The following is a 16,224-nucleotide window of genomic DNA, read 5'->3' as shown; positions in this document are numbered from 1 at the left end:
CCCTCGCCGGTGGTGGCGCTGAACCGGGCGGTGGCGGTGGCGATGCGCGACGGGCCGGCGGCCGGGCTGGCGCTGATCGACGCGCTCCTGGCGCATGGCCATCTCGGCGGCTACCGCCTGGCCCACGCCGCCCGCGCGGATTTGCTGCGCCGCCTGGGCCGGACGGCGGAGGCCCGCGCTGCCTATGAACGGGCGCTCGACCTGACGCAGCAGGAGTCGGAGCGGCGGTTCCTGATGCGGAGATTGGAGGAGTTGGAAAATATAAGTTGAGTCCGCTGAGGAGAATTCAGTACAGATGGACGTTCCGTCGATGCTATGAATTCTGATTTTCTCATAATTGCATCAAAATTTTCTTGGAAATTTATGTATGTTAGAGATTTATTGCTGTTTAAGTCAACCTGTGGTGTTGATTTTCAGAATGGTATCCGATTTAATGCCGCATTGCAGTGTTCGTATTTCTTGGCGACTTAAGAAGGAGTGTCTTGCATGGCATACTGCATTACCTTCACTGTAATTAACAAAACTGGATGGGGAATTTCATCCAACGGATACGATTCCAATACAAGTATAACTGTTCCTGTATGCGATAGCATACCCGGTGGTGGGGCTGGGTTTTGCGTCGTTGTGGCTGGAGATGGCGGCTCTGATTTCAACGGTGATATTCAATATACCGTGGACGATGGTGCTTATGATTTGTTTAATGTGTCATTTGATTATGTTAATAGAACTTTGAAGCCAGTGATTCTATCGAGCAAGCAATCGTATAACGTATCCGTCAGTGATGTCGGTTTCGGCATTGCGGGAAATCTCTACGGAACATTTACCGTCACCTCTGGTTAGGTCGGTGCCACCTGCCTTGCATGAGGTGGATCGGCCAAAATGGCGCAGGGATTTGTGCGCAATAGGCAAAGGCATAGCGGGTAGGTTGGATTCGATGAGGCGAACCCAACGATGCGGAGCAGGGGAATCATAATCCCTTGGCCGAGGCGGATCCCCGCCCGGCAATTCGAACTTCCGGCCTGTCATTGCGTGCGCAGCAAATCCATCCAGGGGCTGGCCCGAACCGGCCCCTGGACGGATTCGTCGGCTTCGCCTCCTTGCAATGACGGGGAGGGACGGTCAGCGCCGCCTCACACCATCCAATCCGCATGCTCGATCTGGTCGGGCCGCACGCCGACCAGCGTGACGCGGGTGCCGTCGTCGAGATCGACCACCGCGCCCAGCAGGCCCCATTTCACCGTGGCGTCAGCGCCGTCGGCGATCAGCAGCTTGTCCTGCCGGACGTCGAAGTCGAGGATCGTGTCGCGGCCATCGCCATGGCCGAAGGCGAAGACATCGGCGCCGCGGCCCCCGATCAGCAGGTCGTTGCCGCCGCCGCCGGCGATGCGGTCGCTGCCGGATCCGCCGTAGATCGTGTTGTCGCCGCTGTTGCCGATGATCTGGGTGTCGGTGTTGCCGGCCCAGACGATCAGGTCGCGGTCGCCCTGCAGCACGATGCGCTCGACCGCGTCGTTCGCCTTGACGTTGACCGTGGCGCGGACCTCGTCGAATTCCTCCGTGCCCTTCACGATGGCGAAGTTGAAGAAGAAGGTCGGCGTGTCGGCGGTGATGACATGCGGGTTCTCCGGCGTGCCCGGGGCCGGGATGTGCAGCCGGGCCACCGACGGGTCATGGTCGCTGACCTGGTCGGCGAAGCCCGCATTGGTATGGACGATGTCGAACTCCAGCCCCGATTTGTACGCGCCGTCGGTCGCCAGCATGTGGTCGAGCTCCTGGCTCGCCCCCTCGAACACGTAGCTCCAGCGCTCCTCCGGCGACAGCAGCGTGTCGGCCAGGTCCTTCAGCACGTGGCTGCCGTCGGTGTCGCCGCGCAGCACCTTCAGCGGGTCGTTCCAGGAGAACTCGTTGAGGTCGCCGACCACCATCACCTTGGCGTCGGGGTCTGATGCCAGCCGGCCGTCGACATAGGCGTTGACGATCGCCGCCTGCGCCTCGCGCTGGTCCTCGCCGCCATTCACCGGCGGGAAGGTGTCGCCATAGGCCGGCGAGCTGCCGCCCTTCGAGGTGAAGTGGTTGTTCACCACCGTCACCGTCTCGCCGTTGAAGACGAAGTCGGCGGCCAGCGGCAGGCGGCTGGCGGCGAAGGCGTCGCCGTCCGACAAATCGGAATCGGTCAGCGCATGCACCGAACCCTCGACCAAGTCGACCCGGTCCGGATTGTACAGGTAGCCGACCCGGATGTTGCCGCCGGGCTGGCCGCCCGAGGTGCCGGCCTCCGGCGCCACATCGACATATTCGTAGCGCGGCCCGCCCTGGGCGACGATCGCCTCGATCAGCACCCGCGCCGTCTCGGCGGCGGAGGTGACGCCGGTGATCTCGGCGCCGTCGCCGTCCTGTACCTCCTGCAGCGCGACCACGTCGGGCGAGCCCATGTTCGCGACGATCTGCTCCGCCAGCCGGTCGAACTTGCCGCTGCCGATATCGTCATCGACGTTGCTCGGGTCCTTGTCCTCGACCAGGTTCACGTCCTCGACCTTCGGGTCGAGGTTCTCGAGGTTGATCGAGCCGACGGTCAGGTGGTCGCGGTCGCCGGTCAGGGCCGTGGTCTCGGGCTGCAGCGTGCCGGGGGACACGACCGTGACCGGCTTGGTCGCCTGCACCTCGTACCAGCCGAAATTGGTGCCGACCACGCCCTGCACGGTGCCGAGCTCGGCCCCGACATTCAGCTTCGGCATGCCGCTGCCGCCCAGCAGGTCGTCGTCGATCTGGATCCGCTCCGGCTGCTGGTCGGTCTCGGAGATCAGCAGGCCGCCGGCGCCGGTGCGGGTGCCGGTGGCGTGGTCGCCATGGTCGGCCAGGACATAGGCCTCGCCGAAGCCGTTGGTCGGGCCGATCACCACCGCGGCCGGGATCTCGACCAGCATGCCCTCCAGGGTCTCCCAGTAATCCATGCCATCATGTGCGGGATCGAAGACCGCGCGGCCGTCATCGTCGATCACCTCGGTCGGCGGGGCATAGCCGCCGGCACCAATGCCGACCGCGACCGGCACCGTCTGCTGCACGGCCGAGACCTCGACGCTGGCGCCGGTGATCTCGGTGACGGTCAGGTTGTGGGAGGAGGCGCCGCCCGGCTGGAACTCGCTGACCGTGCCGGTGACGTCGAGGGTGACGCCGAGCTGCGCCGCGGCCGGCACGTTGCCGGCGCCGGTGAAGACGAAGATCGCGTCCGAGGTGGCGGTGTTGCCGTCGCCCTGGGCATCCTGGATATAGAAGCCGTTGCCGGCGATGGCGGTGACCACGCCGCGGGTCGCCACCCGGTCGCCCTCGAAGTCGGAGCGGTGGCCTTCGCCCTGGATGTCGAAGATCGCGTGGAACTCCGGCTCGGTCGCGGGCACCGGGGCGTTGGCGGCGCCGGGCGTGTTCAGCGCCTCGCCGGGGACCGGGGTGCCCGCCTGGCCCGGCAGGCCGGCAAGGTCGAAATCGTTGCGGGTCCAGTCCGACGGGCTGTCGGTGTCGACGCCGTCCGGCAGGCGCGACGCGCCGCCGACGGCGATGCTGCCGCCGTCGAAGCCCGGGGTCAGCACGGCGGTGCTGTAGAAGCGGTCGCCGCTGCCGCCGTCGTCGATCGCGACGCCGTCGCCGGCCCGGACCCAGGGCGTGGCATCGAGCACGCCGTCATCATTGGTGTCGAGATCCTGGCCGGTGCTGCCGCTGTAGTTCTCCACCAGCAGCAGCGTGCCGCTGCCGTTCTGCAGCAGGTTCGACTGGAAGCCGCTGCTCCAATAGCCGTCGGCGTCGGTGGTGCCGATCGCGGTGGCGGAGATGATGCGGCCGGTGCCGCCGGCATCGCCCTCGATCTGCACCAGCGTCCAGCCGCTGTAGTCGGTCAGGGCATCGCCCTTGATCTCGACATATTCCGAATTGTCCGCGCCGACATGGTTGGCGACGAACTCGTTGAGCAACGGATCGGCCATGACGAAGTCTCCCCCTGCTTCATCCGGCAGGGCCAAATTCCCTGCCGCTCCCGAAAACACCTGTAAGGGGCTTCGGTTGCATTCGCGTGAATTGGACAGGTCTTTGGGGATGGAAACAGCCGTCTGAGCCGAGAAGACAGCCAGAAGGCGAATTCTCCGAATGAGCTGCAACTTTATCTGTGTCATGCCCGGGCTTGACCAGGGCATCCAGGGATTGTCGATATCTCCTGGATTGCCGGGCCAAGCCCGGCAATGACATCTAGATTTTTAGGTTAATTCTACGACCTGGGGTCGAAGCAAACGGGACGACAAGTCACTTCGCCGTCGGGTCGGGCACGGTGATGGTGCCGTCGGCGATGGCGCGGCGGGCGGTCTCGACCGCGTCCTCCATGGCCGGGGTCACCAGCGGCCGGTTGTTGTCGTCGATCGCCCAGCCGACCGCGTGCTCGCGAACGCCCAGCGTGACCAGGCCGGGGGCCCAGGTGCCCGCCCGCATGTCGTCCAGCGAGCGCAGCACGGCGATGTCCACACGCTTCAGCATCGAGGTCAGGATGGTGCCGGGCACCACGCCGTTCTGGTTGCTGTCGACGCCGATCGCCAGCTTCTCCGCGGCGCGCGCCGCCTGGAACACGCCGAGATTGGCCTCGCCGGCGACCGCGAACAGGACGTCGGCGCCGCGCCCGATCTGGTCGCGCGCGATCGCGGTCGCCCGGTCCCGGTCGCGGAAGGCGGCGGCATCCGTGCCGATATAGTCGACCAGGACCCCGATGTCCGGCCGTGTCGCCTTGGCGCCGGCGGCGTAGCCATCGGCGAATTTGCGCAGCACCGGCACGTCGGCGGCGCCAACGAAGCCGATCGTGCCCGACTTGCTGGCCAAGGCCGCCAGCACGCCGACAAGATAGGCTCCCTCCTGCTCGCGGAACACGATGGAGCGGATGTTCGGTCCCTCGGCGACGCCGTCGACCAGCACGAAGCTGGTCCCGGGATGGGCCGCCGCGGCCGCCTTCACTGCATCGGCGTAGTAGAAGCCGACCGCGATGACCAGGGTGGCGCCCTGGCGGATTAGCCCGTCCGCCGCGGCGGCGAAGCCGTCGACCGACGGCAGCTCGGCCTCCAGGAAGGCGTCCCCGGTCTCGTTGCGGAAGAATTCCAGCGCGCGCAGCGCGCCCTCGTTGAAGCCGCCGTCGCGCTTCTCGCCGACGGCGTAGATGACGCCGGGCGTGACCGGAATCTCGCCGTCGGCGCGATGGCTCGCCGGCCCGGGGTCGGCAGCGGCCGCAACAGACAGGCCGGCGATGGCCAGGGCCACGCTGGCGAGAAGGCTGCGGCGGTCGAGGATCATTTCCGTCTCCGGACGGCAGGGCGGCGGCGATACGGACGGCGAACGGCCCGCGGCCTCGGAGATGGACGTGTTAAGGTTCGGTTACAAGAGCGCGCTGTGCAACGGTCCCGTGCCGCGAGGGCAGGGACCGGGGCCGGCGGCCCGTCAGGCCGGCCGGTCCTTCAGCGCCACCAGGCGGATGCCCGCCTGCTCCAGCCGCTCGCGGATGCGGCGGGCGATGCCGACCGCGCCCGGCGTGTCGCCATGGACGCAGACCGTGTCGACGGGCACCGGGATGCGCTTGCCGCTGCGGCTGGTCACCGCCTGCTCCTCGACCATGCGCAGCACCCGCTCGGCGGCGACCTCGGCGTCGTGGATCACCGATCCGGCGATCTTGCGCGAGGTCAGGGTGGCGTCGTCCTCATAGGTGCGGTCGGCGAAGACCTCGCGCACCACCGGCAGGCCCAGTTCCACCGCCGCGCGCTCCAGCGCCGTGCCGGGCAGGACCATATAGGACAGGGCCGGGTCGACCGACTTGATGGCCCGGCCGATCGCCAGCGCCACCGCATCCTCGACCATCGCCAGGTTGCTCAGCGCGCCATGCGCCTTGACGTGGGTGACCTTGTGGCCGACGGCCTTGGCGATGCCCTGCAGCGCGCCGATCTGGTAGACCACCTGGGCCTCCAGCTCCTCCGGCGTGTCGCCCTTGATCACCCGGCGGCCGAAGCCCCAGAGGTCGAGGAAGCCGGGATGGGCGCCGACGCCGATGCCGCGGTCGCGCGCCAGGGCCAGGGTCCGCCGCATCACGATCGGGTCGCCGGCATGGAAGCCGCAGGCGACGTTGGCGGAGGTGACGATCTCCAGCATCGCCGAATCGTCGCCCATCTCCCAGGCGCCGAAGCCCTCGCCCATGTCGCAGTTCAGATCGACGCTCGCCATGACGTGCTTCCCGGACCGGCCGTTGCGATGATGACCTCTGTATGAACTTCACCGCCGGCCGCGGCAATCGTCGCCCCGTCCCATGCATTCGTGGTATTCAGAATCAGCAAGACCCGGCAGGGGACGCCCGATATGGCGGTTGGGACGAGCGCGAGGCGGATTTTCGAGCTGATTCTGATCAAGCCGTCGCATTACGACGATGACGGCTATGTCATCCAATGGCTGCGGTCGGCGATCCCGTCGAACACGCTGGCGGTGCTGTACGGCCTGGCCCGCGACAGCGCTGAGCGCCGGATCCTCGGCCCGGATGTCGATATCGTCATCACCGCGATCGACGAGACCAACACGAGGGTGCGCCCGGACGCAATCATCCGCCGGATCCGCCGCGCCGGGTCCGGGATGGTGGCGCTGGTCGGGGTGCAGTCGAACCAGTTCCCGCGGGCGGTCGACATCGCCCGGCCGCTGCGGGCGGCGGGGATCCAGGTCGGCATCGGCGGCTTCCATGTCTCCGGCACCATCGCCATGCTGCCCGGCCTGCAGCCCGAGGTGGCGGAGGCGCAGGCGCTGGGCATCTCGCTGTTCGCCGGCGAGGCCGAGGGGCGGCTGGACGAGGTGCTGCTCGACGCCTTCGCCGGCCGGCTGAAGCCGCTCTACAACTTCATGGATGACCTGCCGAACATCGAAGGCGTGCCGATGCCGGTGCTGCCGATCGCGCGGGTGCGCCGCACCGCCGGCCAGCACACCAGCTTCGATGCCGGCCGCGGCTGCCCGTTCCAGTGCTCCTTCTGCACCATCATCAACGTCCAGGGCCGCAAGTCGCGGCGCCGGTCGCCCGACGATGTCGAGCAGATCATCCGCGAGAATGTGAAGAGCGGCATCAGCCGCTTCTTCATCACCGACGACAATTTCGCGCGCAACAAGGACTGGGAGCCGATCTTCGACCGGCTGATCGAGCTGCGCGAGCGGGAGAAGCTGTCGTTCCGGATGATCATCCAGGTCGACACCATGTGCCACCGTATCCCGCACTTCATCGAGAAGGCGGGCAGGGCGGGGGTGACCCGGGTGTTCATCGGGCTGGAGAACATCAACCCCGACAGCCTGGTCGGCGCCAAGAAGCGGCAGAACAAGATCACCGAATACCGCAAGATGCTGCTGGCCTGGAAGGCGGTCGGCGCCATGACCTATGCCGGCTATATCCTGGGTTTCCCGACCGACACGCCGGAATCGATCGTCCGCGACATCGGCATCATCCAGCGCGAGCTGCCGGTCGACCTGCTGGAGTTCTTCTTCCTCACGCCGCTGCCGGGGTCGGAGGATCATAAGAACCTGTTCCAGGCCGGCATCCCGATGGATCCCGACCTGAACCGCTACGACCTGAACCACGTCACCACCGGCCACGCGCTGATGTCGCGCGAGGAGTGGCAGCGGGCCTACAAGCTGGCTTGGCAGACCTACTACTCGCCCGAGCATATGGAGACGGTGATGCGCCGGGCGGCGGCGACCGGGATCAGTGTCGGCAAGATCCTGTTCCTGCTGCTGTGGTTCACCACCTGCATCAATGTCGAGGGGCTGCACCCGCTGGAGGGCGGCTATCTGCGCCGCAAAGTGCGGACCCAGCGGCGGCCGGGCCTGCCGATCGAGCCGGCGGTGCCGTTCTATCTCCGCTATGCCGGCGAGACGGCGGCCAAGCACTGGACGATGGCGCGGCTGTGGTGGCGCTTCAACCAGGTTCGCCGGCGGATCAAGGCCGACCCGGACCGCAAGGCCTATCGCGACCTGGCGCTGACGCCGGTGAGCGAGGAGGAGTTGGACACGCTGGAGATGTTCTCGGTGACCCAGGGCGCCCGCGCCGCTGCGGCCCGGGCGCATGTGAAGCCGGCGGCGGCGCCGCAGGAGGTCACGGCGGCGGAGTGATCGGGACGGGGTTCCCCCGATTGTCATGCCCGGGCTTGACCCGGGCATCCAGAGACTGTCGAGACCTTCCGGATTGCCGGGTCAAGCCCGGCAATGACACGAAGGGAGAGGGCGTCTGTGCCCCGAGGGCCTAAACCGCCACCTCGGCCGTATCCGCCGTCTTGATCTCCAGCGCGGCCTTCAGCAGGGCCTGGGTGTAGGGGTGCTGCGGCGCGTCGAAGATCTGCGCCGCCGACCCGTGCTCGACCACCTTGCCGTTCTTCATGACGATCACCTCGTCCGACAGGGCGCGCACCACCTTCAGGTCGTGGCTGATGAACAGGTAGGCCAGGCGGTGCTTCTCCTGCAGCCCGCGCAGCAGGTCGACGATCTGGGCCTGGACCGACATGTCCAGCGCCGAGGTCGGCTCGTCCAGCACCACGAATTTCGGCTTCAGCACCATGGCCCGGGCGATGGCGACGCGCTGGCGCTGGCCGCCGGAGAATTCGTGCGGGTAGCGGTGCCGGCTGGCGGGATCCAGCCCGACCTCCTCCAGCGCCGCCACGATCATCCGCTCGCGCTCGGCCGCCGAGCCGCCGATGCGGTGCACCTGCAGCCCCTCCTCGATGATCTCGGCGATCGACATGCGGGGGCTGAGCGAGCCGTATGGGTCCTGGAAGACGATCTGCATCTCCCGCCGCAGCGGGCGCATGTCGTGGAACTGCAGGCCCTGCAGCTCCTTCTCGCCATAGCGGATGGATCCCTGGCTCGAGATCAGGCGCAGCAGGGCCAGGCCCAGCGTGGTCTTGCCGGAGCCGCTCTCGCCCACCACGCCGACCGTGTGGCCCTCGCGCACGGTGACGTCGATGCCGTCCACCGCCTTGACATGGTCGACCGTGCGGCGCAGCACGCCGGCCTTGATCGGGAACCAGACCTTGATCTCGCTGGCCTCGACCACGGTGCGGGCATCGCCCGGGGGCGGCGCCGGGTCGCCCTTCGGCTCCGACGCCAGCAGGCGCTGGGTGTAGGGGTGCCGGGGCGCGGTGAACACCGCCTCGGTCCCGCCCTCCTCGACGATCTCGCCCCTGTTCATGACGCAGACCCGGTCCGCCATCTTGCGGACCACGCCGAGGTCGTGGGTGATCAGCAGCAGCGCCATGCCGAAGCGGCGCTGCAGGCTCTGCATCAGCTCCAGGATCTGGGCCTGGATGGTGACGTCCAGCGCGGTGGTCGGCTCGTCGGCGATCAGGATGTCCGGCTCGTTCGCCAGGGCCATGGCGATCATCACCCGCTGGCGCTGGCCGCCGGACAGCTCGTGCGGATAGGCGTTCAGCCGCTGCTCCGGGTTCGGCAGGCCGACCAGGCGCAGCAGCTCCAGCACCCGGGCGCGGGACTGGGCCTTGCCCATGCCCTTGTGCACCGACAGCACCTCGCCGACCTGCTTCTCGATCGTGTGCAGCGGGTTCAGGGAGGTCATCGGCTCCTGGAACACCATCGCGATCTTGTTGCCGCGGACCTCGCGCAGCACCTTCTCCGGCGCGCCCAGCAGCTCCTGCCCGCGATAGCGGATGCTGCCCTTCGGGTGGCGCGCGCTGGGATAGGGCAGCAGCTGCAGCACCGACAGGGCGGTGACCGACTTGCCGGAGCCGCTCTCGCCGACCAGCGCCAGGGTCTCGCCGCGGTCGAGATGCAGCGACACGCCCTTCACTGCGGGCACCGCGCCGCCGGGCACGCGGAACTCCACCGCCAGGTCGCGGATGTCGAGCAGCCTTTCGCCGGAGGTGGAGGTCTCGGTCATGGCGTTTGGACCTTGGAGTCGGGGACGGAAGCGGCGGCAGGCGGCGGGGCGCTGGCCGCCTGGGTCTTGCGTGGGTCGAAGGCGTCGCGCAGCGCCTCGCCCATGAAGACGAGGAGGCTGAGCAGGATGGCCAGCGAGAAGAAGGCGGTGAAGCCCAGCCACGGCGCCTGCAGGTTGGCTTTGCCCTGGCTGACCAGCTCGCCCAGCGAGGGCGAGCCGGGCGGCAGGCCGAGGCCGAGGAAGTCCAGCCCGGTCAGCAGGCTGATGCTGCCGGTCAGGTTGAAGGGCAGGAAGGTGATGGTGGCGACCACGGCGTTGGGCAGCACGTGCTTCCACATGATCACCCGGTCCGGCTGGCCCAGCGCCCGGGCGGCGCGGACATAGTCCAGGTTGCGGGCGCGCAGGAACTCGGCCCGCACCACGCCGACCAGGCTCATCCACTCGAACAGCAGCATGATGAACAGCAGCGTCCAGAAGCCCGGCACGAAGAAGGACGACATGATGATCAGGAGGTACAGCTGCGGCATGCCGGACCAGATCTCGATCACCCGCTGGAAGACCAGGTCGGTCCAGCCGGCGAAATAGCCCTGCACCGCGCCGGCGAAGACGCCGATGACGGAGGCGATCGCGGTCAGGGTCAGGCCGAACAGGATCGAGATGCGCAGCCCGTAGATCAGCCGGGCCAGCACGTCGCGGCCCTGGTCGTCGGTGCCCAGCCAGTTCACCGCCGAGGGCGGGGAGGGGGCCGGCTGGTCCAGGTCGTAGTTGATGGTGCGGTAGGAGAACGGGATCAGCGGCCAGATCGCCCAGCCCTTGGCGCTGATCAGGTCGCGCACGAAGGGGTCGCGGTAGTCCGCCTCGGTCTCGAACTCGCCGCCGAAGGCCGTCTCGGGGTATGTCGCGAGGACCGGCACGTAGAAATGGCCGTCATACTTGACCAGCAGCGGCCGGTCGTTGGCGATGAACTCGGCGAACAGCGTGACCACGAACAGGATCAGGAACAGCCACAGCGCGATCAGGCCGCGGCGGTTGGCGCGGAAATTGGCGATGCGGCGGGCGGTGATCGGCCGGACGCGGAAGCCCAGGAAGCGCGGATGGGCGAAGTCCCGGCCCGAGGACAGCGCGGCCTCAGACATTGCGGGCCTCGAAGTCGATCCGCGGGTCGATCAGGGTGTAGGTGACGTCCTGCACCAGCTTCATCACCAGACCGAGCAGGGTGAAGACATAGAGCGTGGCGAACACCACCGGATAGTCGCGCTGGATCGCCGCCTCGTAGCCGAGCAGGCCGAGGCCGTCGAGCGAGAAGATCACCTCGATGAACAGCGATCCGGTGAACAGCACGCCGATGAAGGCGGCCGGGAAGCCGGCGATGACGATCAGCATGGCGTTGCGGAAGATGTGGCCGTACAGCACGCGCCGCTCGGTCAGGCCCTTGGCCCGTGCGGTCAGCACATACATCTTGCCGAGCTCGTCGATGAACGAGTTCTTGGTCAGCATGGTCAGGGTGGCGAAGCCGCTGATGACCATGGCGGTGATCGGCAGCACCATGTGCCAGAGATAATCCAAGATCTGCTGGTACCAGGACAGGGACGACCAGCCGTCGGAGGTCAGGCCGCGCAGCGGGAACCAGGCGAGATAGCGGCCGCCGGCGAAGGTCACGATCAGCAGCATCGCGAACAGGAAGCTGGGGATCGCATAGCCGACGACGACGGCGCCGGAGGTCCAGATGTCGAAGCGCGACCCGTCGCGCACGGCCTTGCGGATGCCGAGCGGGATCGAGATCAGATAGACCAGCAGCGTGGTCCACACGCCGAGCGAGATCGACACCGGCAGCTTGGAGATGACCAGGTCGACCACCCGCGCGCTCTTGAAATAGCTGCGGCCGAAATCGAAGTTCAGATAGTCCCGGATCATCAGCCAGAATCGCTCGATCGGCGGCTTGTCGAAGCCGAACTGCTTCTCGATCTCGGCGATGAATTTCGGGTCCAGCCCCTGGGCGCCGCGGTACTTGCTGGAGGCGGCGTTGCTGCCGCCGAGCTGGGAATTGTCTGCCGGGCGGCCGAAATCACCGCCTCCGCCGCCGCCGCTGATCCGGCTGGTCGCGTCGGTGGCGGTGCCCTGCAGCTGCGCGATCATCTGCTCGACCGGGCCGCCGGGCGCGAACTGCACGATGACGAAGTTGATGACCATGATCCCGAACAGCGTCGGGATGATCAGCAGCAGGCGCCGGATGATATAGGCAAGCATCGGTCAGGCTTCACTCCGGCAATGGGCCGGTGCGGTGCAAATTTGATTGTCATTGCCGGGCGTGATCCGGCAATCCAGGGGTCGCCGACGAATTCTGGATGCCCGGGTCAAGCCCGGGCATGACAGAGGAGAGAACGGGCCTTCAAAGGCTGTCTGGATCTGCCTCACCGGCGCTGTCCCCTCAGGGCCTTCGGATTCTTGCCGTCGAACCACCAGGTGGAGAAGCCGACATCGTATTTCGGGCGGGTGTCCGGCCGCCCGAACATGTCCCAATACGCGATCCGGTCGACGGGATCGTAGTACAACCCGATCGACAGGAACTGCCAGGCGGCGTAGCGGTTCAAGGCACGGCAGGCGGCGACCTTCTCGTCCCAGTTGTCGGCGGCAATGGCGAGGTCGACCAGCTCATCCAGCACCGGATCCTTGATGCCCCAGGAATTCTCGCTGCCGCTGCGGTCCGCATACTGCGAGTTCCAGAAGCTGCGTAGCTCCTGTCCCGGCGGATAGAAGGCCGGCCAGAAGATCGGCATGATGTCGAATTGGAACTCGTTCAGCCGCAACCGGAACTGGGCGGTGTCGAGGAACCGGGCGGTCGCCTGGACCCCGACACGCTTCAGGTTCTGCACGAAAGGCAGGACCGTCTTCTCCATATCGCTGGCGAAGTAGATGATCTCGAGCGACGCCACGGCGCCCGTGGCGGTGTTGACCAGCTGGTTGTTGCGGTTCTCCCAGCCCGCCTGCTTCAGCAGATCGATGGCGGCGCGCATGTTGGCCCGGATGTTGCCGTTGCCGTCGGTGGTCGGCTGCACGAATTCGGTCGTCAGCACCTCGTCGGAAATGCGGCCCTTGTAGCGCTCCAGGATTTCCAGCTCGCGCCCCTGCGGCAGGCCCTCGAATTCGAACGGCGTGTTGGCGAAATAGGCCCGCGGCCGCTTGTACATGCCGTAGTAGCTGGTCTTCTGGGTGCTCTCGAAATCGAACAGGTAGTTGAAGGCCCGCCGCACCCGGACGTCGGAGAACAGCGGCCGCCGGAGGTTAAAGTTGAGATAGCCGGTGCTCTGCGGCCCTTCCGAGGGAAGCTCTTCCAGCTTCAGCGCGCCGGTCTCAACCCCCTTCACCCCCTTGAAGCCGGTGACCCATTCCTGCGGTGTCGTGATGCTCATGAAGTCGGTCTCTCCGGACTTCAGGGCCTCGTACAGCACGGACTGATCCCGATAATACTGGTAGGTGACCTCGTCGAAATTGCCCTGGCCCTTGTTCTGCGGCAGGTCCTTGCCCCAATAATCGGGGACGCGCTTGAGGGTGAAGGACCGGCCGGGGTCGACGGCGCTGATCTGCCGGGCGCCGCTGCCGAGGAGCGGCTCCATGATCGGAGAATCGAAGTCGCGTCCAGTCCACCAATGCTTCGGCAGGATCGGCATCCCGGCGATGATCTTAAGGATCAGCGGGTTGTCGAGATTCTTGGCAACGAAGCGGACGGTGCGGTCGTCCAGCGCCTCGATCCTGTCCATGTACCCATAGAAACGGGCCTTCAGATAGGGTGACTTGTCGCGGAACAGGTCGTTCGTGAACACGATGTCGGCAGCCGTCATCGGCGTGCCGTCGTGGAAGCGCGGCCCTTCCCGCATCGTGCAGATCAGCTGCAGGCCGTCCTCGGAGAATTCCAGCGTCTCCGCCACATCCGCATAATCGGTGCCGAGCTCGTCGAGATTGGAAGTCAGCAGGGAATCATAGATCGCCGAGATCAGCACCGAAGGGGCGTTGCCGTTTCCGGCGAAGTAGTTGAGCGTGTCGAAGGTGCCGTAGGCGCCCAGCACCAGCCTGCCACCCTTGGGGGCGTCCGGATTGACGTAGTCCCAATGGTCGAAGTCCTTCGGGTACTTCGCCGGCTGGCCCAGCAGCGGGACGTAGTAGGTCGGGGGCTTGAAGCCGGGCCGGCCGCCGGGCGTCGCCTGGGCGAAGGCCCGGGGCAGGGGGATCGAGGCTCCCGCAACCGAGAGCATCGAGCCGATCGAGAATTGGCGCCGTGTGATCATGCGTCTCTCTCTATCCTCCGCCGCGCGTCAGCGCCGCATCTTTCGCCGGATCGATCCACCAGGTCGAGGGGAACGCGATCCCATTCGGGTCGCCGAACCGATGGGTCGGCTGGGTCTTCGGCTGGCCGAAGCGGTTCCAATAGGCCACCCAGGCGTCGGTCCTGCCCCATTGCAGGATCGCGTATCGATTCCACAACAACACGCGATCCAGCGCGCGGGTCGCAACCTGCAGCGACGACAGGTCGCGGGCGGCTACGACCTTGTCGATCAGCGCGTCGACCACCGGGTTGCGGATGCCCATGTAGTTCGCCGAGCCCTCGACCCCGGCGACCGCCGAGCCGAAATAGTTGCGCAGTTCGCTGCCCGGCGGGGGGAAGAAGGCGAGGGCCAGCGGCATGACGTCGTAGTCGAAGCTCTGCCGCCGCTTCTGCATCTGGGCGGTGTCGATCCGGCGCAGCGATGCCTGGATGCCGACCTGCCGCAGCCGGTCGATGAAAGGCTGGGTGGCGCGTTCGTAGACCGGCTGGTCGATCAGGATCTCGAACCGCATCGGCGCGCCGGTGGCGATGTTGGTCATCACCCCGTCGCGCTGTTCCCACCCTGCTTCCTTCAGCAGGCGCAGCGCGGTGCGGATGTTGTCGCGCATGTTGCCGCTGCCATCCGTCGCCGGCAGGCTGAAGGGGGTGTCGAACAGCGCATCCGGCACCTGGCCGCGGAACGGCTCCAGCAGCGCCTTCTCTTCCCCCTTCGGCACGCCGGAGGAGCGGAAGCCCTCGGCGTTGAAGTAGCTGGTCAGCCGCTCATACAGGCCGGAGAACAGGGTCTTGTTGACCCATTCGAAGTCGTACAGCCAGCCCAGCGCCTCGCGGACCTTGGGGTCGGAGAACGGGACGCGGCGCAGATTGAACAGATAGCCCTGCATGCCGCGCGGATCCTCGCTGGCGATTTCGGCGCGGATGAGGCGGCCGTCGCGCGCCGCCGGAATGTCGTAGCCGGTGGCCCAGAACAGCGAGGTGAACTCCTGCCGGAAATCGGAGGCGCCGCCCTTGAACGCCGTGAACTCGACGTCGCGGTCGCGGTAGTAATCGTAGCGGATGCGGTCGAAGTTCCACAGGCCGCGATTCACCGGCAGGTCGCGGCCCCAATAGTCGGGCACCCGCTCCCAGACGAGCGACCGGCCGGGATCGGCCGAGGCGATGCGGTAGGGGCCGCTGCCCAAAGGCGGCTCGACCGTGCCCTGGCCGATGTCGCGGCCGTTCGAGGTCCACCAGTGCTTCGGCAGGATCGGCAGCGCGTTCGCCACCTGGCCGATCGGCTTGCGGATGTTGCGGCTGGCGAAGGTGAAGCGCACCCGATGCTCGTCCAGCATCTCGGCGCCGGTGACGTCGCGGAAGAAGGACTTCAGGAACGGCTCGGCCTTGTCGCGCACCGTCTCCCAGCTCCACACCACATCCTCGGCCGTCACCGGCACGCCGTCGTGCCAGCGCGCCTCCGGCCGCAGGGTGAAGACAGCCCAGGACGCGTCGTCCGGGATCGTCACGCTCTCCGCCAGCAGGCCGTAATAGACCCCGGATTCGTCCTGGCTCTCGGCCATCAGCGAATCATAGAGCAGCCCGAGGGAGCGCGGCGGCTGGCCGCCCAGCGGGATCAGGTTCAGCGTGTCGAAGGTGCCGACCGCGCCCAGCACCAGGGTGCCGCCCTTGGGCGCATCCGGGTCGGCATAGTCGAAATGCGTGAAGCCGGTGGGGTATTTCGGCTCGCCGAACAGGGCCAGGGCGTGGCTGGCCGCCGGCTCTTCCGCCCGCACGGCGGTGGGAGCCGCAAGGGCAAGGGCGAGCAGGAGGGCGGCAATGACGCGCATGAAAATCCCGGACCGGCATTCCGGCGCCGCGGAGGCGCCGGCAGAGAGGCGGAGTCTAGGGAATCTCACGGCGTCGAATAAAGCCAGACATAAACGGAAACGGGACCGCTTTTGGCGGTCCCGTTCCGGGAACTGCAACGCTGCGGCGATCAGCC

Annotated in this window: 11 protein-coding genes; 3 read left to right on the top strand and 8 right to left on the bottom strand. The window is 66.8% G+C overall.

All coding sequences use genetic code 11. The features are described from left to right. Positions 1 to 270, top strand: a 270-nt coding sequence (locus P409_RS09245; protein WP_152613306.1) for a tetratricopeptide repeat protein, incomplete at its 5' end; no start/stop codon positions are given. Between the two features lie 216 nt (positions 271 to 486). Beyond that, the gene (locus P409_RS37870; protein WP_152613305.1) at positions 487 to 840 is read left to right on the top strand and encodes a hypothetical protein; all 354 of its coding nucleotides are present in this window, start codon (positions 487 to 489) and stop codon (positions 838 to 840) included. A gap of 290 nt (positions 841 to 1,130) precedes the next feature. Here P409_RS37870 and P409_RS41195 read toward each other — a convergent pair whose 3' ends face one another. The 3 genes from P409_RS41195 to P409_RS09230 all read right to left on the bottom strand — a co-directional run bounded on the left by P409_RS41195 (position 1,131) and on the right by P409_RS09230 (position 6,234). Beyond that, positions 1,131 to 3,974, bottom strand: a complete 2,844-nt coding sequence (locus P409_RS41195; RefSeq protein WP_052120251.1) for an endonuclease/exonuclease/phosphatase family protein — start codon at positions 3,972 to 3,974, stop codon at positions 1,131 to 1,133. 313 nt (positions 3,975 to 4,287) lie between these two features. Beyond that, a complete protein-coding gene (locus P409_RS09235) occupies positions 4,288 to 5,316 on the bottom strand; it encodes a BMP family lipoprotein (protein ID WP_034834584.1) in 1,029 nt (342 codons plus the stop codon). Between the two features lie 144 nt (positions 5,317 to 5,460). Then, the gene (locus tag P409_RS09230; protein ID WP_034834583.1) at positions 5,461 to 6,234 is read right to left on the bottom strand and encodes a LamB/YcsF family protein; all 774 of its coding nucleotides are present in this window, start codon (positions 6,232 to 6,234) and stop codon (positions 5,461 to 5,463) included. A 132-nt stretch (positions 6,235 to 6,366) separates the two neighbouring features. Between P409_RS09230 and P409_RS09225 the strand changes: the two genes are divergently transcribed. Next, positions 6,367 to 8,148, top strand: coding sequence for a B12-binding domain-containing radical SAM protein (locus tag P409_RS09225; RefSeq protein ID WP_034834582.1), 1,782 nt, complete (start codon positions 6,367 to 6,369; stop codon positions 8,146 to 8,148). Positions 8,149 to 8,278: 130 nt separating this feature from the next. Here the strand turns inward: P409_RS09225 and P409_RS09220 are convergent, their stop codons facing one another. From P409_RS09220 to P409_RS09200, 5 genes are all read right to left on the bottom strand, one after another. Next, entirely contained in the window at positions 8,279 to 9,925 is a 1,647-nt protein-coding gene (locus P409_RS09220) for an ABC transporter ATP-binding protein (protein WP_034834580.1), read from the bottom strand. Beyond that, positions 9,922 to 11,061 (bottom strand): ABC transporter permease, encoded by a 1,140-nt coding sequence (locus P409_RS09215; protein WP_081991384.1) that lies wholly within the window; start codon positions 11,059 to 11,061, stop codon positions 9,922 to 9,924. The genes P409_RS09220 and P409_RS09215 overlap by 4 nt, the downstream gene beginning before the upstream one ends. Beyond that, the gene (locus P409_RS09210) at positions 11,054 to 12,172 is read right to left on the bottom strand and encodes a microcin C ABC transporter permease YejB (protein WP_034834577.1); all 1,119 of its coding nucleotides are present in this window, start codon (positions 12,170 to 12,172) and stop codon (positions 11,054 to 11,056) included. Before P409_RS09210 ends, P409_RS09215 begins: the two co-directional genes overlap by 8 nt. Positions 12,173 to 12,336: 164 nt before the next feature. Beyond that, positions 12,337 to 14,208: an extracellular solute-binding protein gene (locus P409_RS09205; RefSeq protein WP_052120250.1), complete on the bottom strand. Its 1,872-nt coding sequence runs from the start codon at positions 14,206 to 14,208 to the stop codon at positions 12,337 to 12,339. 10 nt (positions 14,209 to 14,218) lie between these two features. Continuing rightward, on the bottom strand, positions 14,219 to 16,069 hold the full coding sequence (locus P409_RS09200; RefSeq protein WP_034834574.1) for an extracellular solute-binding protein: 1,851 nt from the start codon (positions 16,067 to 16,069) through the stop codon (positions 14,219 to 14,221). Positions 16,070 to 16,224 lie beyond the last annotated feature (155 nt).

Origin of the sequence: Inquilinus limosus MP06, from assembly GCF_000767795.1 — a bacterium.
Classification (GTDB): domain Bacteria; phylum Pseudomonadota; class Alphaproteobacteria; order DSM-16000; family Inquilinaceae; genus Inquilinus; species Inquilinus limosus_E.
The sequence above is the reverse complement of the archived record's forward strand: the minus strand, read 5'-3'. Positions and strand labels throughout refer to the sequence as shown.